A 26,257-nucleotide genomic window follows, 5' to 3' on the forward strand; every position below is an offset into this window, starting at 1 on the left:
GGATCCCGCCAGCACGGTTAACTTTTTTAAGGCCACAGGGTTTACAGGGAAAATTTGCCCTTTTCCCTCAAGCGGACGTAAACTAGCGCCAGTTTTTTAAGGAGAACATCATGCAAGAGACAACTCAGCCTATTGACCGCGAATCCCTCCTCGCAGAGGCGAACAAAATCATTCGTGAACATGAGGATTTCCTGCACGGGATGGAAGCCACCGGCGTGGAACAGAAAAACGGCGTGCTGGTCTTCAGTGGAGAATACTTCCTGGACGAACAAGGTTTGCCCACGCCGAAGAGCACGGCGGTGTTTAATATGTTTAAACACCTGGCCCACGTCCTGTCAGAAAAGTATACGCTGCAGGGCTAAACGAAAAGCGAGGCTTGAACGCCTCGCTTTTTTGCTTTACAGCAGTGGTTTTTCACCACGCTGCCACCAGCGCAACAGCAGGCGATCTAAGCTGTTCGCCGCGCTACCGGTGAAACGGTCCATCACTTTTTTACGCTGCAGATAACGTACATTAATAGCGTCAAAATCTTTCATCATCCCCAGCAGCAGATCGTCGCTGGTCGCCACGTCATCCACCAGACCTTTTTCTTTCGCCTGGGTACCGTACCAGTGCTCGCCCGTGGCCACTGATTCAATATCAAGGCCCGGACGCATGCTGCTGACAAACTGTTTGAACAGGTGATGCGTTTCGTTGAGATCTTCCCTGAACTTCTCACGCCCCTGTTCAGTGTTCTCGCCCAGCAGGGTCAACGTGCGCTTGTACTGCCCCGCGGTATGCAGCTCAACGTCGATGTCATTGCGCTTAAGCAGGCGGTGGAAGTTAGGGATTTGCGCGACAACGCCAATCGAGCCGATTATCGAGAAGGGTGCAGCCACAATGCGCTGGGCGACACACGCCATCATATAACCGCCGCTGGCCGCCACTTTATCGACCGCAATGGTTAAAGGCACTGCTTTGTCCCGCAAGCGCTGGAGCTGGGATGCCGCGAGCCCGTAGCCATGAACCACGCCGCCAGGGCTTTCCAGGCGCAGCAAAACTTCATCCTTGGGTTTAACCACCGATAACACGGCGGTAATTTCTTCACGGAGCGAGCTGACTTCGTGGGCATCCATGCTGCCTTTAAAGTCGAGGACGTAAAGCGTCGGCTTGCCTGAACTGGCCTTTTCGCCACGTTTAGCCCGCGCCTTTGCCTGCTTCGCTTCGAGCTTAAGCTTTTTCTTTTCTTCTTTAAGCCACAGCTTCTGCTGATGCGGGTCGAGCATAGCGACCTGCATCTCCTGCTGTACATCCTGATACTGCTCGCTCAGATTCGTCAGCCTTAGTTCACCCCGGCCCTGTTTTTTACGTTGCGCAACGTTCACCAGGATAAGTGCAACGGCACCAATTGCCACCACGATGGTCACCGCTTTAGCTAAAAAAAGTCCATAGTCAGCAATCAGATCCACATTTACCGCCTTTATCACTAAGCATTGTTAATCTCCGCAGTGTACCCGAGCAGGTACACGTTCGTCTGTAAGTAACTATAAAGGCAGCAAGAGGGCTTCCTTAAAAGATTTGGCACGGAGAAATTTTTGCAAAATGTTAATCCTCAACATTGTCTCCGGCTGGCTGATTGAAATACGCCCGTCTTTAAGGCATAAAGCCGGGTAACCCAATGAGAAATAAGACGTGAGCATATTGCATCACGCGAGGAGTAAAACCGTGCACTATCAGCCGCAAGATAATTTACTGAAAAATCGCATTATTTTGGTGACCGGGGCCAGCGATGGCATCGGCCGCGTCGCCGCACTCACCTATGCCAGGTTTGGTGCTTCGGTGATTTTGCTGGGGCGCAATGAGCAAAAGCTTCGCGCCGTCGCCGGTGAGATCCAGTCTCACGGTTTGCTACCGGCGCACTGGTTCACGCTTGACCTGGCTACCGCCACGTCGGCAGATTGCCACTCGCTGGCTAACAAGCTTAGCGCGCTGGTTCCCCGCCTCGATGGCGTCCTGCATAATGCCGGTATTCTTGGCGATGTCGTGTCGATGGACAAGCAGGATCCCGACACCTGGCAGGCCGTCATGCAGGTAAACGTCAATGCGACCTTTTTCCTGACTCAGGCTTTGCTTCCTTTATTACTTCAATCCGAATCCGGCTCTCTGGTGTTTACCACCTCGAGCGTGGGTCGCCAGGGCCGCGCTGGCTGGGGGGCTTACGCCGCCTCGAAGTTTGCTACGGAAGGCATGATGCAGGTGCTGGCGGAAGAGTATAAGCAGCACAACCTGCGCGTAAACTGCATCAACCCAGGCGGCACCCGCACCGCAATGCGCGCCAGCGCCTTCCCTACGGAAGATCCGGCTAAACTGAAAACGCCCCGGGACTTAATGCCACTTTATCTCTGGCTGATGGGCGACGACAGCCGCCGTAAGACCGGCATGAGTTTTGATGCCCAGCCTAACCGTAAACCGGGGATTTCAGAATGAGTGAGGAGCGTTACCAGCAACGCCAACAGCGCCAGAAAGAAAAGGTTGATGCGCGCATTGCAGAAGCCCAGCAGGAGCGTGGGATCCTGATAGTGTTCACCGGCAACGGGAAAGGTAAAACGACCGCCGCATTCGGCACCGCTACCCGCGCCGTAGGCCACGGCCAAAAAGTCGGCGTCATTCAGTTTATCAAGGGCCAGTGGCCGAACGGCGAACGTAATTTGCTGGAGCCACACGGGGTTGAATTTCAGGTGATGGCGACAGGCTTTACCTGGGAAACGCAGAACCGGGAAACGGACACCGCCGCCTGCCTTGCGGTGTGGGAGCACGGCAAACGGATGCTGGCAGACGCCACGCTGGATATGGTGATCCTCGACGAGCTGACCTACATGGTGGCTTATGATTATTTGCCGCTGGAAGACGTCTTAAGCGCGCTGACTAACCGCCCGGCGAATCAGACAGTGATTGTGACAGGCCGCGGGTGCCACCGCGATATTCTGGAGATGGCCGACACGGTCAGCGAACTCCGCCCGGTTAAGCATGCGTTTGACGCCGGGGTGAAGGCGCAGATGGGTATTGATTACTAATAAAAAACCCCTCAAGAGAGGGGTTAAGATTTAGCTGCCGCTGCCGTTATTACGGCTGCTGCTGGCGCGGCGGTTGCCGCCGGTCACCTGGGTGTGACGCTTCACGGCACGGCGAATCTGGTTCGCTTTCATGCGGCGGCGATCTTTTTCTACCGCCACTTTACTGCTGGTTTCTTCCGGCAGTTCCACCAGCGTACGCAGGTAGTTAGTCTGCGCCAGGTCAAGCTCGGTATAACCCCCGCGCGGAAGGCCTTTCGGCAATTTAATGTCGCCGTAACGCACGCGAATAAGGCGGCTAACCTGTACGCCAACCGCTTCCCACAGGCGACGAACCTCACGGTTACGGCCTTCGGTCAGGGTGACGTTGTACCACTGGTTAATGCCTTCGCCGCCGGTGAACTTGATGGTTTTGAAGGCCGCCGGGCCATCTTCAAGCTGCACGCCGCGAGACAGTTGTCTTACTTTGTCGTCATCCACCTGGCCAAACACGCGCACGGAGTATTCACGCTCCACTTCACGGCTTGGGTGCATCAGGCGATTTGCCAGTTCCCCGTCGGTGGTGAACAGCAGTAAACCACAGGTATTCACGTCCAGACGCCCAACGGCAATCCAACGTGCACCACGTAGCTTTGGCAAACGGTCAAACACGGTTGGGCGCCCTTCCGGGTCGCTGCGGGTACACAGCTCGCCTTCCGGCTTGTAATAGGCCAGCACGCGGCAAATTTGTTCCGCAGATTCGCGAATTGAGATCAAATGACCGTCAATACGAATTTTCAAGGCCGGGGTAATTTCAACACGGTCGCCCAGCGTGGCGATTTTGCCATCAACGCTTACGCGACCTGCAGAGATAATGGTTTCAATCTCACGACGGGAACCATGGCCAGCGCGAGCCAGCACTTTTTGTAACTTTTCGCTCATTGAGCTTCCTCGGGTGTCGCCTTCACAGGCGTCGATGGAAAGAATATATTTTTCAATTACTTAATTAATTGAAGTGTCAGGCATTATACATGACTTTTGCCACCATGTAACCCGCTAATCACCGGCTGTTTTCGCCGTTTGCAGGCGCTTTTCCACACGCTTTGAGAGCACGTAAATGACCGTCGCCATCGCCACGTAAAAGAGTGCCGTCAGGGAGTAGGTTTTAAAAAATTCAAAATTCCCTGCTGCCAGTTCCTGCATGCGGGCAAACAGCTCAGGATACTGCACCAAAAAGGCCAGCGAACTGTCTTTCAGATTATAGATGACTTGATTGGTCAGCGCCGGAATCGATGTACGTAAAACCTGAGGCAGAATGATCCAGAGATAGATTTGCACCGGGCTAAAACCTTGTGCGGCGGCAGCTTCTATCTGTGTTTTGTCCATACCGTTGTAAGCCGTGAGCAGATAAGCGGCATTGTAGGCGGCAATATTCAGCGTAAACCCCAGCAGGGTGACTTCAAATGGCGTCAGCCGGATGTCCAACTGCGGCAGCCCGTAATAAAGGATATAGATGATGCAGATGAGCGGCGTGCCGATGAAGAAAGATTTGTAACGCTCAACGATACGCGCCACCCCTGGTCGGCGGCTAAGGCCAAAGTAAAAAACGACGATACCCAGCAGAAAACCCGTTATCGACATCGCCACGGTTAAGCCTATCGTGGCGCCAATCCCCCGAAAAATCAGCGGCCACTGGTCTAAAAAGTCATGGTAGAAACTGAGCAGGCTGCTACTCATGAGTTGTGTTTCCAAAAAATTTTTCCACCTGCGGCAGGCCGCAATTCGCCAGATATTCTACCGATCCCTGTGCCAGGATAGCTCCGCCATACATAAACACCACCTGCTGGCTAATTTGCCCCGCAAAGGCAATATCGTGGGTCACACAGACCGTCGTGACCTTCCGCTGTGAAAGCCGGTTAATCAGTTGTGCAACCTCCTGACTCATCAACGGATCCAATGCAGAAGTCGGCTCGTCCAGAATAATCATCTCAGGTTGCATCACCAGGCTACGCGCCAGCGCTACACGCTGTTTTTGCCCCCCGGAAAGCTGGGCAGGAAATTTTTCTTCATGGGCAGACATATCAAAATAGGCCAGTTCCTCTCGTGCCATTGCATTCGCCTGCGCCCTGCTCTTTCCCTGTAGCTTTCTCAGGGCCAGGGTCAGGTTATCGAGCACGCTAAGATGGCGGTATAACGCAAAGCTCTGAAACACAAAACCAATTTTGCTGCGCAGTTGCTGAGCGCTCTTTTTATCACCAAGAACACTTTCACCATGAAAACAGATTTCACCGGAGTCAGGCTGTTCAAGCAAATTAAGGCAGCGAATTAACGTGGTTTTTCCGCAGCCTGATGGGCCCATGATGACCTGCGTGCGCCCCGTTTCTATTTCCAGATTGATACCGTTAAGCACCACGTTCTCACCGTAGCGCTTGCTGAGATTTTTTACCGTGAGTATCGACATCCTGCCCTCGTAACTTATTCCACCGCATAGCGGTTCTTAATTTTCGTCAAAACAATTTGAAAAAACTTATAAATGAGGAAGTAAAGCACGCCCGCCAACATGTAAATGCTCATACCAAGCATGGTGGATGCCGTCAGCGCTTTTGCCTGTCCAAGGATCTCCGTGACGCCCACGGTGTAAGCAAACGGTGTGTTTTTCAGGATTGCCGTAAGCTCGTTCATCACGCCGGGAACGGAAAAACGCAGCATTTGGGGAAATTCAATCCAGCACAAAATCTGCCAGCCGCTAAAACCGCTGGCGCGCGCGGCCGCTATTTCTTGCTCATCCACCGATGCCAGAGCGCCGCGAAACACTTCAGACAGATAAGCACCTCCGATTAACCCCAGACTCAAATTCATTGCTACCAGCGGAGGCACGTTAAGGCCAAATCCCGGCAGACCGAAGTAGATTAGGAAGAGCAGAACCAGCACCGGAATAGCCCGAAGAATGAAAACGAGCAGATTAAGCACGCTTGCCACATGACCGCCGGTGAGCCGCCGCAGCGCGGCGACTCCCAGCCCCGAAATAACAGCCGTTGCAAAACACGACAGGGTGATCACGAAGGTGTACACCACGCCATGAAGCAAAAGACCCGTAATATCGAAGAGCTCTCTGGCCAGCATAGATTATGATTTCAACCATTTATCCATAATGGCAGCCAGCTTTTTCGGGCCCAGTTGTTTCAGGTAAGCGTTAAAGTCATCGCGTACCGGGGAGCCCTGCTGGAACGCGAAGCCGAGGTGATCTACCCCCTTGAAGGAGTAGCTGATAGCCAGCGGCATTTTTTGATGGAAGCGGTAGTTGTCGTATACCGGCTCTTCGATAAAGGCCAGGTCCAGGTTTCCGTTTTTAAGATCGGTCACCGCTTCGTTGTAGGACGGATAAAGTTTTACATCGGCAACGTTGTAGAAGCCCTTAGGCTCCAGATCGCTTTTAATTAAATCGGTATACGCCATACCGCGTGGGTAACCGATGCTGTATTTCTTAAGCTGCGCCAGGTCGGTTATTTTCAGCTTTTTGGAAGCCAGGCTCACAAGGTTAAACGAGTTCTCATAATAGGAGTCAGAGAAATCCATCACTTTTTTACGCTTATCGGTGATAGAAATGCCGGAGAACGCGACATCAGCCTGTTTGCTGGCCACGGCACCTAACATTCCGTCCCAGTCATACTCTTTGGTTTCAATTTTACAACCACGGACTTTGCAATAGCCGTTGAAAATCTCCAGGTCAACGCCCTGTAACTTCCCGTTTTGATCTTTAAACAACATCGGTGGTGAGTTAGGTGAAATAGCAACAATCAGCGTTTTACCTTTTACCGGATCGGCGGCGTAAGCCCCGGATGCGGTTATTGCCAACAAAGAGATCAATACAGCTTTTTTGATATTTTTCATATTAATCCTATAGCATTAACTTTTGTGGTTAGAAGGATTGAAATATTAATTCCGACCCTGGCGACGGCGATGCTACGCAGACGGTAAATTATCGTCAATACAGATAAATATCTTGCTTCATGCAATCAGCAGTTAATAAATTCACAAATTTCGCAATATGTTAGATTTTAATGCTATATAAAATTAAAATTGCGATATCACAAAATAAATGAGAGCGCGCTCTATACTCAGGACTGCTAATGATCAACAAGCTAATTCAGAGTGTAATCATTTATTAAAAATATTATTTTTCAGCACATTAAAAGAAATGACACCAATAATCTTCAGCAGAATAATTTAATAATGAAAACGCTCTCATAGTGAATTCTTATTATATTTATTATTTATTCCTGGTTATATCATCAGCAGCTTATTGGCTTAATAACATTGCGGTTAAATAGGATGGGTGTTTAAAAAACTCATTCAGAAATAAAAAAAGAGGCCAATGGCCTCTTTTTTTAATGGTTATTTATGTTCAGCACGTTGGCATATCAGAAAGGGGCATTCAGGCTGCTTATTGTTTTTTATCTCGCGCTTGGCCCACAAGAAATACTGGCCGACCGTCCTGCAGCCAGCGGGCGTATGCGGCTTGCTGCTTAGCGGTCAGTCCCTTATCAGACCAGATAAGAATATGATCGGCATCGATTCGGCTTAAATCAGGCTCGGCCACAACGCTGTCGAACAGCTCAACCCTGAAACCATCGCTGGCATAGCGAATCGCTTCCAGCCAAAGCTCAAGCCGGTCTTTTAGCGACAAGGCAATCATCACAAGGCTTCCGCCTGGGCGTTTGCGGCCGCTGGCCAGCACGAACGTCGCGTATTCAAAAAGGGCACTGTCCAGCATGGCGCTACTCATTGCCATTTCATGACGCACGCTGGAATTCATCCACAGTCGTAGCGGACGAATCACCTCGTCGATAAAAATGCCCGGGGGAAGTTCTCGCCCATAGCGCCAGATAAGCGCCCTCAGCTTCGTGGGTTGCATCGCTTCGCACTGCGCCAGCAGGGTTTCCTGGACCTCAAGCCACCCGGAAGGATTACGACTTTCCTCGCCGTTCAGTAACGCCAGCATATCCGGTAACGCAGCGCCCCTGCCCAGGTAGCCAACAATGTCGGCTACCTGGGAACAGTGGGTAATATTAAAAAAACGGTGCCCGTTCTCATCCACCTGCGGCTTGATCAACCCATAACGCTGCCAGCTACGAATATTGGCGGGCGTCACACCGCATTGAGAAGCAAGAACATCAATGTTAAATCGGGCCATAGCGATTTCCTTACAGGAAAGGTTTAACGTCCCCGACGCCCTCGCGCATCACAACCGGTGCGTCCTCCGTCAGATCGATAACCGTAGTGGGCTGCTGCCCCAGATAACCGCCGTGGATAACCAGATCCACCACTTTCTCGAGGCGATCTTTGATCTCTTCGGGATCGGACTCGGTAAACTCGCTGCCCGGCAGCATCAGCGAAGTCGACAGCATCGGCTCGTTCAACACTTCAAGCAGCGCCAACGCAATCGGGTTCGACGGCACACGCAGCCCGATGGTTTTACGTTTTTCCTGCAGCAAACGGCGGGGAACCTCTTTGGTGCCCTTCAGAATAAAGGTGTAATTCCCCGGCGTGTTGTTTTTAATCAGGCGGAACGCCACGTTGTCGACGAAGGCGTAAGTCGACAGCTCCGACAGATCCCGACACATCAGGGTAAAATTATGGCCGTCGGGGAGTTGACGAATACGGCAAATGCGCTCCATGGCGCCCTTATCTTCAATCTTGCAGCCCAGCGCATAGCCGGAATCGGTAGGGTAAACAATGACCCCGCCTTTACGAATAATATCGACGGCCTGGTTAATCAGACGCGGCTGCGGGTTATCCGGGTGGATATAAAAAAACTGACTCATACTGCCCTCTCTTTAGCGATGTGGCTCTGCTCCCAGTGCTGCCAGACGGGCTCAACGCCCGCCGGTAGCCACAGCTTACGACCCAGTTCAATCCACGCGCAGGGCAGATGAAAATCAGACCCCTGCGACGCCAGCAGATTAAATTGCTTAGCGTAGCTCGCAAGCTGGGTACGTTCGTTGGGAGCCTGCTGGCACTGCGCAACTTCCATGGCATCGCCACCGTGTTCGGCAAAGTGCGCCAGCAGTCGTTTTAGCCATTTTGCGGTCAGGCCGTAGCGCCCTGGATGCGCCAGCACCGCCTGCCCGCCAGAATGATGAATCACATCAATAGCTTGTTCTATTGTACACCACTGGGGCGGAACGTATCCGGTTTTCCCCTTCGCCAGATACTTTTTAAAAACATCGGCCATATTGCTGGCTTTGCCCTGCTCGACCAGAAAACGGGCAAAATGCCCTCGGGTAATGGCCCCGCTGCCTGCGTGACGCATCGCTCCTTCTAACGCACCGGGAATACGTGCTTTATCCAGACGCTCAGCAATCATTTCCGCGCGCTGGCTGCGGCGTTCACTTTGCTGTTCAAGAAAAAGCTTCAGCGCAGGATGCTGTTCATCAATGCCCAGGCCAACGATATGAATTTCGTGATTTTCCCAGACGGTGGAAATTTCAACGCCGCTAATTAACTGTAGCGGTAAATTCAGACGCTGAATTTCAGTCCTTGCGGCAGGCAGGCCCGCCACGGTGTCATGATCGGTAATCGCCAGTACCGTAACGCGCATATCGACGGCGCGATTAACCAAAGCTTCAGGAGACAACAGGCCGTCCGAGGCGGTAGTGTGGCTGTGCAGGTCGTGGATCGTGGCCAGGGTGGGCTCGCTCAAAATGGCTCCAGAAATGGATAGACAGAAATTTAGCGGCCCATGATAACGATAATCGGCTATTTTAAAAAATCAGTATTGACAATATAGCCGCGAACCAGTTTACTAGTACGCAAGTTCACATAACGAGGTATCTGAAATGAAAGCGATGAATTCCCTGCACGGTTGGTGGCGTACTCCCTGAACTCGGGCGGTGCGATCGCGTACGCTGTTTAACAGCACAGATACCAGGCCCGCCAACGATGCGGGCTTTTTTTTGAACAAAATTTGAGAACTAAAATGCAAACACAAAAACCGGCACTTGAACTCCTGAGCAGCGAAGCTGCCTACCGTGAAAACCCAACGGCCCTTTTCCACCAGCTGTGCGGCGCGCGCCCTGCGACGCTGCTGCTGGAATCCGCAGACATCGACAGTAAAGACGACTTAAAAAGCCTGCTGCTGGTAGATAGCGCCATGCGCATTACGGCTTTAGGTGACACCGTCACCTTACAGGCCTTGTCGGCTAACGGTGCTTCCCTGCTGCCGCTGCTGGATGCCGCCCTGCCGGCTGGTGTCGAAAACGAACACTTCCCGGATGGCCGCACCCTTCGCTTCCCAACAGTCAGCACGTTATTAGATGAAGACGCGCGCCTGTGCTCGCTGTCGGTCTTTGACGCATTCCGCATTATGCAGGAACTGGTCAGCGTGCCTGCAGATGAACGCCATGCGATGTTCTTCGGCGGTCTGTTTGCCTACGATCTGGTGGCCGGGTTCGAAGACCTGCCGCAGCTGAAGCAGGACAACCGCTGCCCGGATTACTGCTTCTACCTGGCCGAAACCTTATTGACCATCGATCACCAGAAAAAGCAAACCCGCATTCAGGCCAGCCTCTTTACGCCTTCCGGGAGCGAAAAACAGCGCCTGCTGAAACGCACCGAACAGCTGCGTCAGCAAATCAGCGAAGAACCCGCTGCTCTGCCAGTGCAGAAAGTTGAGCACATGAGCTGTGATGTCAATCAGACAGACGAAGAGTTCGGGGCGGTTGTTCGCCAGATGCAAAAAGCCATTCGCATCGGTGAAATTTTCCAGGTTGTGCCGTCCCGCCGCTTCTCGCTGCCTTGCCCGTCACCGCTAGCGGCATACCAGACGCTGAAGAAGAGCAACCCAAGCCCATACATGTTCTTTATGCAGGACAACGATTTCACGCTGTTCGGCGCTTCCCCGGAAAGCTCACTCAAATATGATGCGACGAATCGCCAGATTGAGATCTACCCGATAGCTGGCACCCGCCCTCGTGGCCGCCGCGCCGACGGATCGCTGGATCGCGACCTGGACAGCCGTATCGAGCTGGAAATGCGTACCGATCATAAGGAACTTTCCGAGCACTTAATGCTGGTTGACCTGGCGCGGAACGATCTCGCCCGCATCTGTACGCCGGGCAGCCGCTACGTGGCGGATTTAACCAAAGTCGACCGTTACTCCTTTGTTATGCATCTGGTTTCCCGTGTTGTTGGCGAGCTGCGTCACGACCTGGACGTGCTGCACGCCTACCGCGCCTGCATGAATATGGGCACCCTGAGCGGCGCACCGAAAGTGCGTGCGATGCAGTTGATTGCCGGGGCCGAAGGCGTCCGTCGCGGCAGCTACGGCGGCGCAGTGGGCTACTTCACCGCCCACGGCGACCTCGATACCTGTATCGTCATCCGCTCAGCCTACGTTGAAGACGGCATTGCCACCGTGCAGGCTGGCGCCGGTGTTGTGCTTGATTCAGACCCGCAGTCCGAAGCCGACGAAACCCGCAACAAAGCCCGCGCTGTTTTGCGCGCCATTGCTACCGCGCATCACGCCCAGGAGATTTTTTAATGGCTGACATTCTGCTGCTCGATAATATTGACTCATTCACCTATAACCTGGCAGACCAGCTGCGCGCGAACGGCCACAACGTGGTGATTTACCGTAATCACGTCCCGGCACAAACGCTGATCGAACGTCTGGCCACCATGGATAACCCGGTGCTGATGCTGTCCCCTGGGCCAGGTGCCCCAAGCGAAGCGGGCTGCATGCCGGAATTACTGACGCGTATGCGCGGTAAACTGCCGATTATCGGCATTTGTCTCGGCCACCAGGCCATTGTGGAAGCGTACGGCGGTTACGTCGGCCAGGCGGGCGAAATCCTGCACGGCAAAGCCTCCTCCATTTCCCATGACGGCGAAGCGATGTTTGCCGGGCTGCCTAACCCGCTGCCGGTGGCGCGCTATCACTCCCTGGTGGGCAGCAACATCCCTGCCGGCCTGACCATCAACGCGCATTTCGACGGCATGGTGATGGCCGTTCGCCACGAGGCTGACCGGGTTGTGGGCTTCCAGTTCCACCCGGAATCCATCCTTACCAGCCACGGCGCTAGCCTGCTGGAGCAGACCCTCGACTGGGCGCTGCAGAAGCTGAAGCAGGCCAATACGCTGCAGCCGATCCTCGACAAGCTTTATCAGGCGCAAACCCTGAGCCGCGAAGAGAGCCACCAGCTGTTTTCCGCCATCGTTCGCGGCGAGCTGAAGCCTGAGCAGCTGGCCGCCGCGCTGGTTAGCATGAAGGTTCGCGGTGAACACCCGAACGAAATCGCCGGGGCCGCATCTGCCCTGCTTGAGCACGCCGCGCCGTTCCCAAGCCCGAGCTACGAATTTGCCGATATCGTCGGCACCGGCGGCGACGGCAGCAACAGCATTAATATCTCAACCGCCAGCGCCTTTGTCGCCGCTGCGGTAGGGCTAAAAGTTGCCAAACACGGCAACCGCAGCGTTTCCAGCCGTTCGGGTTCCTCCGATCTGCTGGCAGCGTTCGGCATCAACCTGGAAATGAACGCGGATGCTTCCCGTAAAGCGCTGGACGAGCTGGGCGTTTGCTTCCTGTTTGCGCCTAAGTACCACACCGGATTCCGCCACGCGATGCCGGTTCGTCAGCAGTTGAAAACGCGTACCTTGTTCAACGTTTTAGGGCCGCTGATTAACCCGGCGCATCCGCCGCTGGCGCTGATCGGCGTCTACAGCCCGGAACTGGTACTGCCGATTGCCGAAACCCTTCGCGTCCTCGGCTATAAGCGTGCAGCGGTGGTTCACAGCGGCGGTATGGATGAAGTTTCGCTCCACGCGCCAACGCTGGTCGCTGAATTAAATAACGGCGAAATCAAAAGCTATCAGTTGACCGCCGCCGATTTCGACCTTCCGGCCTATCACCAGGAAGCGCTAGCGGGCGGTACGCCGGAAGAAAACCGTGACATTCTGACCCGCCTGCTACAAGGTAAGGGCGAGACCGCGCACGAGTCTGCCGTCGCGGCCAACGTAGCGATGCTGATGAGATTGCACGGCCATGAAGACTTGAAGGCTAACGCCAAAAAAGTGCTGGATGTATTGCGCAGCGGAGCCGCATATGACCGCGTCACCGCGCTGGCAGGAAGAGGATAAGGGAATGCAGGAGACCGTTTTAAACCGCATCGTGGCTGATAAAGTGCTGTGGGTTGAAGCCCGCAAACAGCAGCAGCCGCTGGCGAGCTTCCAGAATGAGATTGTGCCAGCCACGCGGAACTTCTATCACGCGCTGCAGGGTGCCCGCACCGTCTTTATTCTTGAATGCAAAAAGGCATCTCCCTCTAAAGGGGTGATCCGCGATGACTTCGACCCGGCACGTATCGCCGGTGTTTATAAACATTATGCCTCTGCCGTATCGGTTCTGACCGACGAGAAATACTTCCAGGGCAGCTTCGATTTTCTGCCAATCGTCAGCGGCATTGTCAGCCAGCCGGTGCTGTGCAAAGACTTTATTATCGACGCCTACCAGATCCATCTGGCGCGTTTTTACCAGGCGGATGCCTGCCTGCTGATGCTCTCGGTGCTGGACGATGAACAGTATCGCCAGCTGGCCGCCGTGGCCCACAGCCTGAACATGGGCGTGCTGACGGAAGTCAGCAACGAAGAAGAGCTGGAGCGCGCCATCGCGCTCGGGGCCAAAGTGGTCGGCATCAACAACCGCGATCTGCGCGATTTGTCCATTGACCTGGACCGTACCCGCCAACTGGCCCCGCGTCTGACCCACGGCGTCACGGTTATCAGCGAATCGGGCATAAATAATTACGCCCAGGTTCGTGAGCTGAGCCACTTCGCCAACGGGTTCCTGATTGGCTCTGCGTTGATGAGTGAAGATGACCTGAACGCTGCGGTACGCCGCGTGTTGCTGGGTGAAAATAAAGTTTGCGGCCTGACCCGGGGGGAAGATGCTCGTGCAGCACAGGAAGCCGGGGCTATTTACGGTGGCCTGATCTTCGTCCCAACTTCGCCGCGCTTCGTCAGCGATGAAAAAGCTGCCGCAGTCATTGCCTCTGCGCCGCTTCGTTACGTGGGTGTATTCAGAAATACGCCGGTAACAGAAGTTGTGCAGAAAGTAGAGACGTTCTCACTGAGCGCAGTTCAGCTTCACGGCGCTGAGACCCAGGCCTACATTACTGAGCTGCGAGCGCTGCTGCCGGAGAACACACAAATCTGGAAAGCGTTGAGCGTAGCCGACACGCTTCCAGAGAGGAATCTGCAGCACGTCGACAAATACGTGTTCGATAACGGCCAGGGCGGCACCGGGCAAAGCTTTGACTGGCGACTGTTAGCCGGACAAAAGCTGGACAACGTGATTCTGGCGGGCGGCCTCGGAGCGGATAACTGCGTGGAAGCGGCTAAAGCCGGCTGCGCGGGACTGGATTTCAACTCTGGCGTGGAAAGCGCGCCGGGAATAAAAGATGCTAACAAGCTGGCTGCGGTCTTCCGGACCCTGCGGGCTTACTAAGGAAGAGATACCATGACTTTACTGAACCCTTATTTTGGTGAATTTGGCGGTATGTACGTACCGCAGATCCTGATGCCTGCTTTGCGCCAGCTCGAAGAAGCTTTTGTGGCGGCGCAAAGCGATGCTGAGTTCCAGGCGGAGTTTACCGACCTGCTGAAGAACTACGCGGGCCGCCCAACGGCGCTGACCAAATGCAAAAACCTCACAGCTGGCACCAACACCACGCTGTATCTCAAACGTGAAGATCTGCTTCACGGCGGCGCGCACAAAACTAACCAGGTGCTGGGCCAGGCGCTGCTTGCCAGGCGCATGGGCAAAACCGAGATCATCGCCGAAACCGGCGCGGGTCAGCACGGCGTAGCTTCTGCTCTCGCCAGCGCCCTGCTCGGCCTGAAATGCCGCATTTATATGGGGGCCAAAGACGTCGAGCGCCAGTCGCCAAACGTCTTCCGTATGCGCCTGATGGGGGCCGAAGTCATTCCGGTGCACAGCGGCTCATCTACCCTGAAAGATGCCTGTAACGAGGCGCTGCGCGACTGGTCTGCAAGCTATGAAACCGCGCACTACATGCTCGGCACCGCCGCAGGTCCGCACCCGTTCCCGACCATCGTGCGTGAATTCCAGCGCATGATCGGCGAAGAAACCAAAGCGCAGATCCTGGAAAAAGAAGGTCGTCTGCCTGACGCGGTGATCGCCTGCGTGGGCGGGGGCTCTAACGCCATCGGTATGTTTGCCGACTTTATCGACGAAACCAGCGTGGGCCTGATTGGCGTTGAGCCAGCCGGGCACGGGATCGAAACCGGTGAACACGGGGCGCCGCTGAAACATGGCCGCGTGGGGATCTACTTCGGCATGAAGTCGCCGATGATGCAAACCGACGAAGGGCAAATTGAAGAGTCTTACTCTATTTCTGCCGGGCTGGACTTCCCGTCCGTAGGGCCGCAGCACGCGTACCTGAACAGCACCGGCCGCGCCGATTACGTCTCTATTACCGATGACGAAGCGCTGGATGCCTTTAAAGCACTGTGCCGCAGCGAAGGGATTATTCCTGCGCTGGAGTCCTCCCACGCCCTCGCCCATGCCTTAAAAATGATGCGCGAGAACCCTGAAAAAGAGCAGCTGTTGGTAGTGAACCTCTCTGGCCGCGGCGACAAAGACATCTTCACCGTCCACGATATTCTGAAAGCACGAGGGGAAATGTAATGGAACGTTATCATCATCTGTTTGAACAGCTCCAGGCCCGCAAGGAAGGCGCATTCGTTCCCTTTGTGACGCTGGGCGACCCAAACCCTGAGCTTTCGCTGAAGATTATTGATGCACTGATTGAAGGCGGCGCGGATGCGCTCGAACTGGGCATTCCGTTCTCCGATCCGCTGGCGGACGGGCCAACCATCCAGGGCGCGGCGCTGCGGGCTTTTGCCTCTGACGTCACGCCAACCCAGTGCTTTGAAATGCTGGCGACGATCCGCCAAAAGTACCCGGAGATCCCAATTGGCCTGCTGATGTATGCCAACCTGGTGTTTAACCGTGGTATCGACGAGTTTTACGCGCTGTGCGCCAAAGTGGGCGTGGATTCCGTGCTGGTTGCAGACGTGCCGGTGGAAGAGTCTGCTGAATTCCGCCACGCCGCAATGCGCCACAACGTCGCGCCAATTTTCATCTGCCCGCCAAACGCCGACGAAACGCTGCTGCGCGAAATTTCGGCTCATGGCCGGGGTTACACTTATCTGCTTTCTCGGGCAGGCGTCACCGGCACCGAAACGCGCGCTCAGCTTCCGCTGCATCATTTAATTGAGAAACTGGGCGAATATCAGGCCGCACCGCCTCTGCAAGGCTTTGGTATCTCCGAACCTTCTCAGGTACGCGATGCCATTGCCGCTGGCGCAGCAGGTGCGATTTCAGGTTCTGCGGTGGTGAAAATCATCGAAAAGAATCTGGCACAGCCGGAAGTGATGCTCAGCCAACTGAAGCAGTTCGTGCAGAACATGAAAGCCGCCACGCGGGGTTAAGGTAAACAAAAACGGCGGCCGATCGGTTTAGTCCCCCGATCTGCCGCCGTATTAACAGAAATTGTGGTTATGTTAACTGGCTGCTTTATTTTCCAGCTCTTCCTGATATTCAAAAAAGCGCTGTCTGAATCTCATTGGATCTTTAATAAAACGAATCGGCGCATGACCAGCCCCGGAGTCACTGATCACCAGAGAGCCATAACCCAGCATGCGACCAATAATCCCTTGTCGAACCTGAAGGCTGGATATTTTCTTAATCGGGATTTCAACGGTATCACGTTTAATTAAGCCCGATTTAGCGATCAGTCGCTTATTGGTAATCGCCGCTTCATTGGAGCGCACGACAAAATACCCCAATGGAATCAGGATAAAACCAACGAGTGTCAGGAATCCTAAAACGAGTCCCCAGAGGATCCAGGGCAGCCATGCCCACAAGGTTACTTGCCCACGATATAAAACTTCTTCATTGCCAATTAAGTTGGAATCGATGTATGCCATTTTTCTACCCATTAAAAGAAGACGGGGAATAATAGCATCTCATTTCAGAATATGACTAATTGAAATTTAATGTATGCGCTCAAAGAAACTGGCCATTAAATGGCCAGCTTGTTTCCGATGAAGAGAGACTTAAAAACGGTAACCCGCAGAGAACATAAACACCCACGGATCGATACGCGTCTTGATACTCTGCTGGTCTTCCCCGGCTTTAAATTTCACCGTAGTGTCGATGTCCATATACCAGACGGACATGTTCAGCAGCCAGTTTTCGTTCACCAGATAATCCAGCCCAACCTGACCCGCTACGCCCCAGGAATCTTTGACCTTCAAATCGCTCAGGCCCGCGCTTTTGCCGGTGTCGTTGAAACTTGCGTCAAAGAAAGTCGTGTAGTTCACCCCTACGCCAACATAAGGCCGCACTTTGCTGCCCGCATCGCCAAAGTACCACTGCGCCATCAGCGTAGGCGGCAGCTGGTGCACGGTGGCCAGGTCACCGGTTGGCCCAAGCCCGACTTTGTGACGGAACGGTGTCGCCGCCAGCAGCTCAATCCCGATGTTATCGGTGACCATATAATCGAAGGTCAGCCCCAGCTGCGTATTGTTATCAACTTTAAAGCCGCCCATTTTGAGCACGTCATCCGAACCACCTGTTGGCCGAACCGTCGCGGTACCCGCGCGCATAAAGAATTCCCCCGCCTGATGCGCCGACGCCGCACCGGACAGACATCCCATCGCCAGTAATGCCAGTGTGAGTTTTTTCATAGCCCTTCCCTTGTTATGGTTTTTAACAGCGGGCTGAATATACTCAGAAAGAAGTACAAAGTGATCTAACACCGATCACACTTTATCCTCTAATTTAACATTCAATGATCTGGATTAATTTTTGGTAGCGCAGTGAAAAACAACAAACCGAAACCAGATCAACTTTGTGAATAATCACATACTGAAAATTCTTCCCCCTCCGCCTCTTGCAAAACATCCTGCCCTGGCTAATTTGGATGTTCCTCTCAACCATTGAAACGTGAAATCAGAAGTTGCAGGTGCAAGATGAGCGATAACCCTTGTATGACTTGTGGTGCCTGTTGTGCTTACTTTCGTGTCTCTTTCTACTGGGCTGAAGCCGACGACGCCGGTGGCCTGGTCCCTTCACACTTAACCGAGCCTGTTACCCCTTTTCTGCGCTGCATGAGCGGCACCAACCAGCGCAATAGCCGCTGCGTTGCGTTGCAGGGCGAGCCGGGTCAGCGGGTCAGTTGTAACATCTATGAGAATCGCCCTTCGCCGTGCCGTGAGTTTGCGATGTCCGGTGAAGACGGCATAACCAACGATGCCTGCAACCGGGCGCGAGCTCGCTACGGCCTGGCACCGCTGTACGGAACTGACGCTATTCAACCGCTTATAGAAAGTCTTTGTGGTGCCACGGCAGCCTCATCCAGGGTACAATTGCCCCCAGATTGATAACCGTTAGCAACATCAAGGAGAGTGCATGTCTATCACGGCAGGTTCCGTATACCGTGACACGGGAAATTTTTTGCGTAATCAGTTTGTTACCATATTGCTGATTGCGTTACTTTGCGCCTTAATTTCGGTGATTATTGGCCGTGCGTTCTCGCCCAGCGAAGAACAAATGGCGATTCTGAGTGAGGGAGATAACCTGGCGGGCAGCGTCGGGCTGTTTGATTTAGTGCAGAATATGTCGCTGGAGCAGCAGCAAGTGTTACTGAAAGCGTCTGCGGCTTCCACGTTTTCCGGCCTGATTGGCAACGCCATTCTGGCGGCCAGCATGATGGTGCTGATGCAAATCGTCTCTGCGGGTCAGCGCGTTAGCGCCCTGCGCGCGATTGGTGCCTCCGCGCCCGTGCTGCCAAAAATGTTCATTCTGATTTTCCTGACCACACTGCTGGTGCAAATCGGCATTATGCTTGTCGTTGTGCCTGGCGTGCTGCTGGCAATCCTGCTGTCGCTTGCCCCGGTGATGCTGGTGCAGGATAAAACCGGAATTTTCCGCTCTATGCGCAGCAGCCTGCGCCTGGTGTGGGCGAACATGCGCCTTGTCGCCCCTGCGGTCGTCGCCTGGCTGGCGGCCAAAACGGCGTTACTGCTGCTGGCATCCAGCTTTGCCGCGCTGTCGCCGGAAGCCGGGGCCGTGATTGCGAATACCATAAGCAACCTGATTTCTGCCGTGCTGCTTATCTATTTATTCCGCCTGTACATGTTGATACGTCAATAACCTTCCCCGACTCCTGGCCGCGCGTTATAGTCAGGAGTCACCTCTTTACGGAACAGATTATGAAGCAGTTTCTCGACTTCCTGCCCCTGATTGTCTTTTTTGCCTTCTACAAGATGTACGACATTTTTGTCGGCACCTGGGCGCTGATCATCGCCACCGCCCTCGCGCTGGTTTACAGCTGGGTGAAATACCGCAAGCTGGAAAAAACCACGCTGGTGACCTTTGTGATGGTTGCCGTCTTTGGCGGCCTGACGATTTACTTCCACAATGCCGAATTCATTAAGTGGAAAGTCACGCTGATTTACGGCCTGTTCGCCGCGGCCCTGCTGGTGATGCAGTTCGGCATGAACAAGCTGCTGATTCAAAGCATGTTGGGTAAAGAAATCACCTTGCCAACCGAGGTGTGGACTCGCCTGAATATCGCCTGGGCGCTGTTCTTTATCGCCTGTGGTTTATTGAATATTTACGTGGCGTTCTGGCTCCCGGAAAGCATCTGGATTAACTTTAAAGTCTTCGGGCTGACCGCTATCACCCTGGTCTTTACCCTGCTGAGCGGCGTCTACATCTACCGTCATATGCCAAAGGAAGAGCAGTAATGCCGAACGAATTACCGCAAGGTGAATTAGTGCTGCGCACCCTGGCGATGCCAGCGGACACCAACGCCAACGGCGATATTTTTGGCGGCTGGCTGATGTCGCAGATGGACATGGGCGGCGCCATTCAGGCCAAAGAAATCGCTCATGGCCGTGTCGTGACGGTGCGCGTGGACGGCATGACCTTCCTGAAGCCGGTGGCAGTAGGCGATGTGGTCTGCTGCTACGCCCGCTGCGTTAAGCGCGGGACAACCTCCATCACCATCAATGTGGAAGTCTGGGTGAAAAAGGTTTCTTCCGAGCCAATCGGCCAGCGCTACAAAGCCACCGAGGCGATATTTATCTATGTCGCTGTGGATAAAGAAGGCAAGCCTCGCGCGATACCTCAGATTGATTAGTGATGAAGAGAAGCCCGGCAATGCCGGGTTTTTTATTCATTGAAATAAGGTGCCGGGAAAACGAGAATAATTTAACCAATCTTATATTTCAGACAGATATAATTCGCAGTTAAATCACCATTAATCAGTTGATTATATTCGCCTTCTGTTATTGCCACTCTTTGCTCTGCAGTTCCCTGAGCGCCTGATAAACAGAAAAACACATACTGGGAATCATTTATTTTCTTTATTCGCCACCAATGGCTGGTTGAGAATTCCCCCTCTGCCGGTGAGGCCTGTTCGGGATATGAAAATGATTTCATTGTGTAGTATTTATCCATATCGTTCATTTCATTGACCACCGTTATATTTATGCAGCAATACGCCTTTTGCCTGAAAGGCGCGTTGTCCGCAGGTATCCTTACTTACTGAGCAAACAGATATTCTTCAGAGTTGAAATAAGCGTAATCTTTATCAACAATGCAACGTTACACTCCACCGTATTATTTTTAGAAGACACCTCGCAATATTGTATTCAGTCAGTGAATCAGCCCCTGTGTTTTTGCACAGCATGGTATAGTGTTCAGGTGTTATAGAATATTGCTTACAGAAGAGAAATACGACATACGAAATTAATTATGAATTAGCGCGACATAAAGGTGTACCACCACCTCCATGTCGCTTGACCTGCCCCCAGGATTAGATACAACCTTCAGCTAGTAATGTCGGTTGGTTTTTCTTCATATTTCTCGTTTCGCCAGTCCGCTGCAAATTCAGCCGGAGTCTGGTAGTTCAGCGATGAATGTGGACGACACTCGTTATAATCCTGTCGCCAGTCATTAATCTTTTTCCGGGCGTGAACGATATCGCTGAACCAGTGCTCATTGAGACACTCATCCCTGAATCGTCCGTTAAAACTTTCAATAAATCCGTTCTGTGTTGGCTTGCCCGGTTGGATAAGCCGCAGCTCCACCCCATGCTCATAAGCCCACTGGTCAAGTGCTCTGCAGGTAAACTCCGGCCCCTGGTCCGTTCTTATCGTCGCCGGATAGCCGCGAAACAGTGCAATGCTGTCCAGAATTCGCGTGACCTGCACGCCTGAAATCCCGAATGCAGTGGTAATTGTCAGACACTCCTTCGTGAAGTCGTCCACGCAGGTCAGGCACTTGATCCTGCGACCGGTGGCCAGCGCGTCCATGACAAAATCCATCGACCAGGTCAGGTTGGGCGCCTCCGGGCGGAGCAGCGGCAGACGTTCTGTTGCCAGCCCTTTACGACGTCGTCTGCGTTTTACGCCCAGCCCGTTAAGGTGGTAAAGGCGGTACACGCGCTTGTGATTAACATGAAGGCCTTCACGGCGCAGTAACTGCCAGATGCGTCGGTAGCCAAAACGCCTGCGCTCCAGTGCCAGCTCAGTGATGCGCCCTGATAAATGCGCATCAGCCGCCGGACGCTGAGCCTCATAGCGGCAGGTCGACAGGGACAAACCTGTAAGCCTGCAGGCACGACGTTGCGACAGACCGGTCACATTACACATAAATTCAACGGCTTCCCGCTTCTGGTCTGTCGTCAGTACTTTCGCCCCAGAGCCACCTGAAGTGCCTCCTTATCCAGCATGGCTTCGGCAAGCAGCTTCTTGAGTCTGGCGTTCTCTTCCTCAAGCGACTTAAGGCGCTTAACCTCGGGCACCTCCATACCGCCATACTTCTTACGCCAGGTGTAAAAGGTAGCGTCGGAAATGGCGTGCTTACGGCAAAGCTCACGGGCAGAAACCCCGGCTTCGGCCTCTCGGAGAATACTGATGATCTGTTCTTCGGAAAAACGCTTCTTCATGGGGATGTCCTCATGTGGCTTATGAAGACATTACTAACATCGCGGTGTATTAATCAACGGGGAGCAGGTCACACTATGATAAACACCTGACCCTGACTTACCGATCTCTTTATATCCGGCTCCGAAGAACTTTAATCCAGCGGCTAATGCTTCATCTGAAGTAAGGGTTGTCGAACTAGTGAAATTTTTCTTACCTGACAAAGTTTCGTTAATAATGCTGTCGATCTTATTGTTAGAATTTTCTGACAGATACACAACATCTTTTTTGGTGAATGGATCTGCGCCTGGGTTAACTAAAATGCTCCCGCCCGTATTCGGCTTTCCATCCGTATTCCCGGTATGGCTGCTGCCGTTTCGATCGCGCTGATCCGGTGTGGTCAGCGCCGTGCCTTTGCTTTGCTCCGGGATGGGGTTCGTCAGCGTACTGTCAACCAGCGGCCGGTCAAGCGCCGGCAACGGAAGCAGAGTGCCTTTCTGACCCTCGACCATTTCCTTATACGCCGCCTGCTGCTCCGGGGTCAGCCGCTCGATGGCATCGGCTTTACCCGTCATGGCCGCTGCCAGTAACATTGTGCAGTCTGCATCTGAGAGATTGTCCATCGCCGTTTTCGCCACGCCGATGCCCAGCAACGCCCCCAGCCCTTTCTCCACAACCATATTACGGCATGAGGCGATCTTAGAGCATGCAGTGACGCCAAGACGCACGACGGCTGCCAGATTATTATTCTCAACCTCAACCCGGGCAGCATTTGCACCGCTGGCGGCTGAGAACGTATCGCCACCCACGCTACCGCCTGCCACTGCGCCTATAGCGGTAGCAAGGTTGCTGATGAAGTCCCTCTCTTTGCCCTCAAGCTCTTCGGCTTTTTTGCCGTAAAACGCCATTGCCAGGCCGTCGCCCATCACTGCCGAACTCATACCTCCGGCAGCCGCGGCTAGCGGGCCACACGCCTTAAGTTGCGGCCCGGAAAATATTATCTATCAGCGTCAATATTTATCTATGTCGCCGTGGATAAAGAAGGCAAGCCTCGAGCGATACCTCAGATAGATTAACGTTTAAGAGAAGCCCGGCAAAAATGTCGTTTTTTTATTCACTAAGCCTTTAGACTGCAGGTAACATGCAATATTCAGTTATAAATAATTATTACAATCCAGGCAATATAGGTAAATCTCGATAGCCAGAGAAGCACATCCGCAAAAGAAAAACCAACCTTAGTCAGGAATACCTTGATGAAAAAAAATGGATTTTTATCATCAATAACTCCCCGATATAAATACTTCCCGTATACGCCGAAAAGCAAAATTGACAGACTCCCGGACACATTCGCTAGCAGTGACATGATACTTGCACCTTCCCGCAACTGAGCAAAAGCTTCAGCTGCATAGGCCAGCACAAGAAAGATCAATGCCAGTCCTGATAAAATATTACGCCTGAAAAAGATGAAATTAAAAAAAAGAAAAGAATCGCGTCCAATCCTTGGACCACCGAGCACCTTATAAACAAAAATGAAAAAACATCCTGCGAACATAATCAGGAAAAATAACATCATCACAGACAGCATGTTAAATACAATATCATTTGAAATCATAGTGATAGATTTCCTTAGTCGTATCGCCATTCATTTCAATTTTTTCACTCTGATGTGAGGTTGTGGATGTTTTCAATCCGAGATCAGGACTTACACCAGAAAATATATTGATGTTATTATTCTAAGTCAGTGCATCATCCCGATCAACCATCCCAGATACCCAATCCGACTTAGCCATAAAAATGGGCTGGTGAATCCAGATCTTCTGATATTAGTTAACTCCCTCATCGGTGCCAGGCCATCATGCTTGATAACAACATGCTTTGCACTATAGCGACAATGCATTATCAGAAAGAAAATTCCGGCGATCCCCAAGCCAAAATAACTTTCGGGACTCCCCCAAAAATGGGGTTTCAATTTTAAATAAAAGATTCCCCACAGGCTTAGTAAAAAAATCAAGAAAGAACAGGCAGCAATGTTCATCTCGCTTTTTCTTCCAAGTCCAAAAAAAAGTGAATCAAAAAAATGCATTGTTGTTACGGGAGACTGAAGATTTCTCTCCGTTATCTTACCAAACCGATAGAATATGACTGTTCCAACAGCAAACGCAATCAGAGCAATACCTAACAGCAACAGCATCATTTAGTTAGTCCTTTTTGATAGGCCACGACATTATTTCGGTACTACCGGACCCATTAAGCTCGGGCTGATTATTGCGGTTTTCACTTTGTCGGAAACTTGCGCCAATTCCTGCGCCAAATCTCAAAGAACCACCAATACCGTCTTTACCAACAGACCCCTCAACAGAAATAATTCCAGCCGATAGGGAACCTGCATAATCATAGGAAGGGCTGAAATCTTTAATCGGGTAAGGCCCAAAAGTCAAACCTACAGATGCATCAGCTCGCCAGCCGATGGCCTTTGTCACACCCCCATTGATCGCGAATTTATCTTCGGAAAGAACACTTTCAAGATACCCTCCTGCCCCCATACCTGCCGCCACTTGTCCTTTCACATCACCTTTAATTTTTGCTACATCTCCGAATGGTGGGCTGAGATCTGATTTTTCTATTGCTTTGGTTATTTTGTCGCTGGCGACACCTTTATCTCCCAGACTGAAAGCCAACGATGCATCTTGTTGTGTTGTACTCGGAACCAACGCTCCCCAGGGTGATGCAGCATTATTCTCAACCGCATTCTTCCCGGCCTGCGCGCCCGTGGTCGCCGCTGCGGTGCTATTCCCTACCACGCCACCGGCGATCCCTGCCGCCATGGTGCCGAGCAGACTAACGAGCTGTTTTTGGTCCTGATTCAAATCCCCAGGTTTTGTATCCGGGAACATTTCGGCGGCGATATGCCTTGCCGCCAGCTCGCCGCTGAATGCGCCCGCCGCGCCTGCTGCTGCATTGCCGCCTGAAAGCTGCGCCGCCAGAGCACCCCAGACCGCATGCGCCATCAGGTTAGCAGGTTCATTGACTTCGTCACCCTTGGTAGTGGCCCCTTTAATAACCTGTGCCATCACCGGGTTCAGGCCGCCCGCCAGAGCTTTATTGAAATCGCCCCCGGCGGCGCCCGCCAGAATGCCGCTCACCGACTGCGCTATCATCTGGTATTTACCGCCTTCCGCGCGCACCGCATCCAGCGCCTGCAGATCGCCATACGTCGACACTACGCTGGTCATCTGGCCGCCGATTTCACCCACCAGCTGCGCCGTCTGCAGGCGTTTTTGCTCTTCCTCTTTGTTAAAGATCTGCCCGATACTGCCGTTGGCATGTTCGGTGTCGCGACTCAGCGCAGCAACGTCCTGCTGCTGATTCGCCTGCTACGTTATGTTTGATAACGTCTGCTCATAATAAATATAAAAGTTTAGGTGAAACAGGTTTCTTCCGAACCTATCGACCAACACGACAAAGCCACAGAGGCCATTTTATCCACGTGGCAGTGAACAAAGAATGCAAGCCTCGCGCGATACCTCAGATTGATTAATGCTTAAAAGAGGCCCGGCAACGCCGGGTTTTCATTAGAGCCAAACAGAGATGCCATCTTACTATCATGTATGGAGTTACTCGAATGTTAAACCACTATGTTCTTTTGCGGAGGTCATACAACTTATCTTTTAACCACAATCCTGCACCCAAAGTAGCTCCCGCAACACTTCCTTTTCTCAAGGCAATATATAATGACTCTTTCCATGAAAAAATAAATACGTCATTATTGATGTATGAAATCATTGACAGTACAAGCTGGCAAATAAAAAGTACAGCAGAGATTAAAACCGCACAGTAAGCCACTAAGAAAAAAAACCAAGACATACTAACCTTACTAAAACGCTTCATTATTTTTTATCCATCTTATCTAACTCATCTTTTGCAACCTTCCCTGTAAGTTCAGATGCAGTAGAGCTAGTAATTGCACCAATAATATCTTTTTTCGTTTGGTCAGCGATTGGGGATAAGTAGAACGATCAACCTTTTCAACATGGTCAAAGCGTAATCTTTATCAACAATGCAACGTTACATTCCACCGTGTTATTTTTAGGAGACACCTCGGAAGATTGTATATAGCCAGTGAATCAGGCTCTGTGTTTTTGTGCAGCATCATATAATGTTCAGGTGTTGAAGTATATAGCTTACAGAAGAGAGAAATATTGCATACA

Annotated in this window: 31 protein-coding genes and 1 other annotated feature; of the genes, 12 read left to right on the forward strand and 19 right to left on the reverse strand. The window is 52.5% G+C overall.

The window, feature by feature from the left end; translation table 11 throughout:
• Window positions 1-110 precede the first annotated feature (110 nt).
• Window positions 111-362: a YciN family protein gene (locus LH86_RS16705; RefSeq protein WP_008461316.1), complete on the forward strand. Its 252-nt coding sequence runs from the start codon at window positions 111-113 to the stop codon at window positions 360-362.
• Between the two features lie 36 nt (window positions 363-398).
• Here the strand turns inward: LH86_RS16705 and sohB are convergent, their stop codons facing one another.
• A complete protein-coding gene (sohB, locus tag LH86_RS16710; protein ID WP_039303636.1) occupies window positions 399-1,448 on the reverse strand; it encodes a protease SohB in 1,050 nt (349 codons plus the stop codon).
• A 256-nt stretch (window positions 1,449-1,704) separates the two neighbouring features.
• Here sohB and LH86_RS16715 point away from each other — a divergent pair, with 256 nt between their 5' ends.
• Both LH86_RS16715 and cobO read left to right on the forward strand, forming a co-directional pair.
• Complete coding sequence (locus tag LH86_RS16715) at window positions 1,705-2,466, forward strand: YciK family oxidoreductase (RefSeq protein WP_039303639.1); 762 nt, start codon at window positions 1,705-1,707, stop codon at window positions 2,464-2,466.
• On the forward strand, window positions 2,463-3,053 hold the full coding sequence (cobO, locus tag LH86_RS16720) for a cob(I)yrinic acid a,c-diamide adenosyltransferase (protein WP_039303642.1): 591 nt from the start codon (window positions 2,463-2,465) through the stop codon (window positions 3,051-3,053). The genes LH86_RS16715 and cobO overlap by 4 nt, the downstream gene beginning before the upstream one ends.
• 30 nt (window positions 3,054-3,083) lie before the next feature.
• Here cobO and rluB read toward each other — a convergent pair whose 3' ends face one another.
• The 8 genes from rluB to rnm form a co-directional block, all read right to left on the reverse strand.
• Window positions 3,084-3,971 carry a 23S rRNA pseudouridine(2605) synthase RluB gene (gene rluB / locus LH86_RS16725; protein ID WP_039303645.1) on the reverse strand — a complete coding sequence of 296 codons (888 nt, stop codon included), beginning with the start codon at window positions 3,969-3,971 and terminating at the stop codon, window positions 3,084-3,086.
• 114 nt (window positions 3,972-4,085) lie between these two features.
• A complete protein-coding gene (locus LH86_RS16730; RefSeq protein ID WP_039303647.1) occupies window positions 4,086-4,766 on the reverse strand; it encodes an amino acid ABC transporter permease in 681 nt (226 codons plus the stop codon).
• Window positions 4,759-5,490, reverse strand: coding sequence for an amino acid ABC transporter ATP-binding protein (locus LH86_RS16735; protein WP_039303652.1), 732 nt, complete (start codon window positions 5,488-5,490; stop codon window positions 4,759-4,761). Before LH86_RS16735 ends, LH86_RS16730 begins: the two co-directional genes overlap by 8 nt.
• A gap of 14 nt (window positions 5,491-5,504) precedes the next feature.
• Window positions 5,505-6,152, reverse strand: coding sequence for an amino acid ABC transporter permease (locus LH86_RS16740; protein ID WP_039303655.1), 648 nt, complete (start codon window positions 6,150-6,152; stop codon window positions 5,505-5,507).
• A 3-nt stretch (window positions 6,153-6,155) separates the two neighbouring features.
• Window positions 6,156-6,920: a transporter substrate-binding domain-containing protein gene (locus LH86_RS16745; RefSeq protein ID WP_039303658.1), complete on the reverse strand. Its 765-nt coding sequence runs from the start codon at window positions 6,918-6,920 to the stop codon at window positions 6,156-6,158.
• 553 nt (window positions 6,921-7,473) lie between these two features.
• Window positions 7,474-8,223 (reverse strand): MerR family DNA-binding transcriptional regulator, encoded by a 750-nt coding sequence (locus LH86_RS16750; protein WP_039303660.1) that lies wholly within the window; start codon window positions 8,221-8,223, stop codon window positions 7,474-7,476.
• Between the two features lie 10 nt (window positions 8,224-8,233).
• Window positions 8,234-8,854, reverse strand: coding sequence for an L-threonylcarbamoyladenylate synthase (locus LH86_RS16755; protein WP_008461305.1), 621 nt, complete (start codon window positions 8,852-8,854; stop codon window positions 8,234-8,236).
• Entirely contained in the window at window positions 8,851-9,747 is an 897-nt protein-coding gene (rnm, locus tag LH86_RS16760) for an RNase RNM (RefSeq protein ID WP_197061717.1), read from the reverse strand. The genes LH86_RS16755 and rnm overlap by 4 nt, the downstream gene beginning before the upstream one ends.
• Window positions 9,748-9,889: 142 nt before the next feature.
• Window positions 9,890-9,987: a sequence feature (Trp leader region), on the forward strand.
• A gap of 21 nt (window positions 9,988-10,008) precedes the next feature.
• On the opposite strand from rnm, the gene LH86_RS16765 reads away from it, so the two are divergent.
• Genes LH86_RS16765 through trpA form a run of 5 tightly spaced genes read left to right on the forward strand, consistent with a single transcriptional unit; the run spans window position 10,009 to window position 16,541 of the window.
• Complete coding sequence (locus tag LH86_RS16765) at window positions 10,009-11,571, forward strand: anthranilate synthase component 1 (protein ID WP_039303666.1); 1,563 nt, start codon at window positions 10,009-10,011, stop codon at window positions 11,569-11,571.
• Window positions 11,571-13,166, forward strand: a complete 1,596-nt coding sequence (gene trpD, locus LH86_RS16770) for a bifunctional anthranilate synthase glutamate amidotransferase component TrpG/anthranilate phosphoribosyltransferase TrpD (protein ID WP_039303670.1) — start codon at window positions 11,571-11,573, stop codon at window positions 13,164-13,166. The genes LH86_RS16765 and trpD overlap by 1 nt, the downstream gene beginning before the upstream one ends.
• A 4-nt stretch (window positions 13,167-13,170) precedes the next feature.
• Window positions 13,171-14,532, forward strand: coding sequence for a bifunctional indole-3-glycerol-phosphate synthase TrpC/phosphoribosylanthranilate isomerase TrpF (trpCF, locus tag LH86_RS16775; protein ID WP_039306320.1), 1,362 nt, complete (start codon window positions 13,171-13,173; stop codon window positions 14,530-14,532).
• Window positions 14,533-14,544: 12 nt separating this feature from the next.
• Complete coding sequence (trpB, locus tag LH86_RS16780; protein ID WP_039303672.1) at window positions 14,545-15,735, forward strand: tryptophan synthase subunit beta; 1,191 nt, start codon at window positions 14,545-14,547, stop codon at window positions 15,733-15,735.
• Complete coding sequence (trpA, locus tag LH86_RS16785; RefSeq protein ID WP_039303675.1) at window positions 15,735-16,541, forward strand: tryptophan synthase subunit alpha; 807 nt, start codon at window positions 15,735-15,737, stop codon at window positions 16,539-16,541. The genes trpB and trpA overlap by 1 nt, the downstream gene beginning before the upstream one ends.
• 72 nt (window positions 16,542-16,613) lie before the next feature.
• Here trpA and LH86_RS16790 read toward each other — a convergent pair whose 3' ends face one another.
• Together LH86_RS16790 and ompW are read right to left on the reverse strand one after the other, a co-directional pair.
• Window positions 16,614-17,039, reverse strand: a complete 426-nt coding sequence (locus LH86_RS16790; protein WP_052045608.1) for a PH domain-containing protein — start codon at window positions 17,037-17,039, stop codon at window positions 16,614-16,616.
• Window positions 17,040-17,168: 129 nt separating this feature from the next.
• Entirely contained in the window at window positions 17,169-17,801 is a 633-nt protein-coding gene (ompW, locus tag LH86_RS16795; protein WP_039303681.1) for an outer membrane protein OmpW, read from the reverse strand.
• A 285-nt stretch (window positions 17,802-18,086) separates the two neighbouring features.
• On the opposite strand from ompW, the gene LH86_RS22190 reads away from it, so the two are divergent.
• The 4 genes from LH86_RS22190 to yciA are packed head-to-tail and all read left to right on the forward strand — an operon-like array spanning window position 18,087 to window position 20,260.
• Window positions 18,087-18,497 (forward strand): YkgJ family cysteine cluster protein, encoded by a 411-nt coding sequence (locus LH86_RS22190; RefSeq protein WP_071842842.1) that lies wholly within the window; start codon window positions 18,087-18,089, stop codon window positions 18,495-18,497.
• 28 nt (window positions 18,498-18,525) lie between these two features.
• Window positions 18,526-19,269, forward strand: coding sequence for a YciC family protein (locus LH86_RS16800; RefSeq protein WP_039303684.1), 744 nt, complete (start codon window positions 18,526-18,528; stop codon window positions 19,267-19,269).
• A gap of 59 nt (window positions 19,270-19,328) precedes the next feature.
• Window positions 19,329-19,865 carry a septation protein A gene (locus LH86_RS16805; protein WP_039294111.1) on the forward strand — a complete coding sequence of 179 codons (537 nt, stop codon included), beginning with the start codon at window positions 19,329-19,331 and terminating at the stop codon, window positions 19,863-19,865.
• Window positions 19,865-20,260 (forward strand): acyl-CoA thioester hydrolase YciA, encoded by a 396-nt coding sequence (gene yciA / locus LH86_RS16810; protein ID WP_039294112.1) that lies wholly within the window; start codon window positions 19,865-19,867, stop codon window positions 20,258-20,260. Before LH86_RS16805 ends, yciA begins: the two co-directional genes overlap by 1 nt.
• Window positions 20,261-20,331: 71 nt before the next feature.
• Here yciA and LH86_RS16815 read toward each other — a convergent pair whose 3' ends face one another.
• The 8 genes from LH86_RS16815 to LH86_RS16850 form a co-directional block, all read right to left on the reverse strand.
• Complete coding sequence (locus tag LH86_RS16815) at window positions 20,332-20,589, reverse strand: hypothetical protein (RefSeq protein WP_039303688.1); 258 nt, start codon at window positions 20,587-20,589, stop codon at window positions 20,332-20,334.
• Window positions 20,590-20,951: 362 nt separating this feature from the next.
• Window positions 20,952-22,072, reverse strand: a protein-coding gene (locus LH86_RS16820; protein ID WP_156107014.1) for an IS3 family transposase whose coding sequence is annotated in 2 segments (ribosomal slippage) — window positions 20,952-21,814 and window positions 21,814-22,072 — 1,122 coding nt in all. Because the reading frame shifts where the segments join, the coding sequence is not laid out codon by codon here.
• Window positions 22,073-22,105: 33 nt separating this feature from the next.
• On the reverse strand, window positions 22,106-22,990 hold the full coding sequence (locus tag LH86_RS22850) for a VENN motif pre-toxin domain-containing protein (RefSeq protein WP_081943026.1): 885 nt from the start codon (window positions 22,988-22,990) through the stop codon (window positions 22,106-22,108).
• 209 nt (window positions 22,991-23,199) lie between these two features.
• Window positions 23,200-23,661, reverse strand: a complete 462-nt coding sequence (locus LH86_RS16835; RefSeq protein WP_039303691.1) for a hypothetical protein — start codon at window positions 23,659-23,661, stop codon at window positions 23,200-23,202.
• Complete coding sequence (locus LH86_RS23050) at window positions 23,648-23,737, reverse strand: polymorphic toxin type 25 domain-containing protein (protein WP_197061686.1); 90 nt, start codon at window positions 23,735-23,737, stop codon at window positions 23,648-23,650. Before LH86_RS23050 ends, LH86_RS16835 begins: the two co-directional genes overlap by 14 nt.
• 50 nt (window positions 23,738-23,787) lie before the next feature.
• On the reverse strand, window positions 23,788-24,243 hold the full coding sequence (locus LH86_RS16840) for a hypothetical protein (protein WP_039303694.1): 456 nt from the start codon (window positions 24,241-24,243) through the stop codon (window positions 23,788-23,790).
• 4 nt (window positions 24,244-24,247) lie between these two features.
• Complete coding sequence (locus LH86_RS22855) at window positions 24,248-25,282, reverse strand: polymorphic toxin type 25 domain-containing protein (RefSeq protein WP_231562699.1); 1,035 nt, start codon at window positions 25,280-25,282, stop codon at window positions 24,248-24,250.
• Window positions 25,283-25,682: 400 nt separating this feature from the next.
• Entirely contained in the window at window positions 25,683-25,937 is a 255-nt protein-coding gene (locus LH86_RS16850; RefSeq protein ID WP_039303697.1) for a hypothetical protein, read from the reverse strand.
• Between the last annotated feature and the right edge of the window lie 320 nt (window positions 25,938-26,257).

The sequence above is a fragment of the Cedecea neteri genome (assembly GCF_000758325.1).
GTDB classification, from domain to species: Bacteria; Pseudomonadota; Gammaproteobacteria; order Enterobacterales; family Enterobacteriaceae; genus Cedecea; species Cedecea neteri_B.

Bases quoted from the DNA above. Each gene is read 5' to 3' on its own strand.
- LH86_RS16705 (WP_008461316.1), top strand. From the start codon at position 111: ATGCAAGAGACAACTCAGCCTATTGACCGCGAATCCCTCCTCGCAGAG.
- cobO (WP_039303642.1), top strand. From the start codon at position 2,463: ATGAGTGAGGAGCGTTACCAGCAACGCCAACAGCGCCAGAAAGAAAAG.
- rluB (WP_039303645.1), bottom strand. From the start codon at position 3,971: ATGAGCGAAAAGTTACAAAAAGTGCTGGCTCGCGCTGGCCATGGTTCC.
- LH86_RS16730 (WP_039303647.1), bottom strand. From the start codon at position 4,766: ATGAGTAGCAGCCTGCTCAGTTTCTACCATGACTTTTTAGACCAGTGG.
- LH86_RS16735 (WP_039303652.1), bottom strand. From the start codon at position 5,490: ATGTCGATACTCACGGTAAAAAATCTCAGCAAGCGCTACGGTGAGAAC.
- LH86_RS16740 (WP_039303655.1), bottom strand. From the start codon at position 6,152: ATGCTGGCCAGAGAGCTCTTCGATATTACGGGTCTTTTGCTTCATGGC.
- LH86_RS16745 (WP_039303658.1), bottom strand. From the start codon at position 6,920: ATGAAAAATATCAAAAAAGCTGTATTGATCTCTTTGTTGGCAATAACC.
- LH86_RS16750 (WP_039303660.1), bottom strand. From the start codon at position 8,223: ATGGCCCGATTTAACATTGATGTTCTTGCTTCTCAATGCGGTGTGACG.
- LH86_RS16755 (WP_008461305.1), bottom strand. From the start codon at position 8,854: ATGAGTCAGTTTTTTTATATCCACCCGGATAACCCGCAGCCGCGTCTG.
- LH86_RS16765 (WP_039303666.1), top strand. From the start codon at position 10,009: ATGCAAACACAAAAACCGGCACTTGAACTCCTGAGCAGCGAAGCTGCC.
- trpD (WP_039303670.1), top strand. From the start codon at position 11,571: ATGGCTGACATTCTGCTGCTCGATAATATTGACTCATTCACCTATAAC.
- trpCF (WP_039306320.1), top strand. From the start codon at position 13,171: ATGCAGGAGACCGTTTTAAACCGCATCGTGGCTGATAAAGTGCTGTGG.
- trpB (WP_039303672.1), top strand. From the start codon at position 14,545: ATGACTTTACTGAACCCTTATTTTGGTGAATTTGGCGGTATGTACGTA.
- trpA (WP_039303675.1), top strand. From the start codon at position 15,735: ATGGAACGTTATCATCATCTGTTTGAACAGCTCCAGGCCCGCAAGGAA.
- LH86_RS16790 (WP_052045608.1), bottom strand. From the start codon at position 17,039: ATGGCATACATCGATTCCAACTTAATTGGCAATGAAGAAGTTTTATAT.
- ompW (WP_039303681.1), bottom strand. From the start codon at position 17,801: ATGAAAAAACTCACACTGGCATTACTGGCGATGGGATGTCTGTCCGGT.
- LH86_RS22190 (WP_071842842.1), top strand. From the start codon at position 18,087: ATGAGCGATAACCCTTGTATGACTTGTGGTGCCTGTTGTGCTTACTTT.
- LH86_RS16800 (WP_039303684.1), top strand. From the start codon at position 18,526: ATGTCTATCACGGCAGGTTCCGTATACCGTGACACGGGAAATTTTTTG.
- LH86_RS16805 (WP_039294111.1), top strand. From the start codon at position 19,329: ATGAAGCAGTTTCTCGACTTCCTGCCCCTGATTGTCTTTTTTGCCTTC.
- yciA (WP_039294112.1), top strand. From the start codon at position 19,865: ATGCCGAACGAATTACCGCAAGGTGAATTAGTGCTGCGCACCCTGGCG.
- LH86_RS16815 (WP_039303688.1), bottom strand. From the start codon at position 20,589: ATGAACGATATGGATAAATACTACACAATGAAATCATTTTCATATCCC.
- LH86_RS22850 (WP_081943026.1), bottom strand. From the start codon at position 22,990: ATGAGTTCGGCAGTGATGGGCGACGGCCTGGCAATGGCGTTTTACGGC.
- LH86_RS16835 (WP_039303691.1), bottom strand. From the start codon at position 23,661: ATGATTTCAAATGATATTGTATTTAACATGCTGTCTGTGATGATGTTA.
- LH86_RS16840 (WP_039303694.1), bottom strand. From the start codon at position 24,243: ATGATGCTGTTGCTGTTAGGTATTGCTCTGATTGCGTTTGCTGTTGGA.
- LH86_RS22855 (WP_231562699.1), bottom strand. From the start codon at position 25,282: ATGACCAGCGTAGTGTCGACGTATGGCGATCTGCAGGCGCTGGATGCG.
- LH86_RS16850 (WP_039303697.1), bottom strand. From the start codon at position 25,937: ATGAAGCGTTTTAGTAAGGTTAGTATGTCTTGGTTTTTTTTCTTAGTG.